1 pseudogene is annotated in these 238 nt (G+C 52.1%); it reads right to left on the reverse strand.

From position 1 onward, the window contains the following. Positions 1 to 238: pseudogene (locus M2D63_RS26075) on the reverse strand (hypothetical protein); the annotation flags it as partial.

A 238-nucleotide genomic window follows, 5' to 3' on the forward strand; every position in this document is an offset into this window, starting at 1 on the left:
CTTGAAAAAGGCGCTCGGACTAAGCAAGTTGGCGAAGAAGCGCAGAAAGAAGAAGGGCACGAAAAAGGGCGGCTCGATGTTTCTTCCTGTAAGCTTCGAGAGCAATTCACGCTGTTGAACGTAGTCGCGGTCATCGAAAATGCCCAGGAATACGTCTGCTCTGAAGCCGAGCATGGAAAGCGAATTATTGATGGCATCGGTCAGCGACTTTTTCGGCGCCTCGCCATCGGTGGTGTAC

Origin of the sequence: Pseudomonas sp. BJa5 (assembly GCF_030272875.2) — a bacterium.
In the GTDB taxonomy this organism is placed as follows: Bacteria; Pseudomonadota; Gammaproteobacteria; order Pseudomonadales; family Pseudomonadaceae; genus Aquipseudomonas.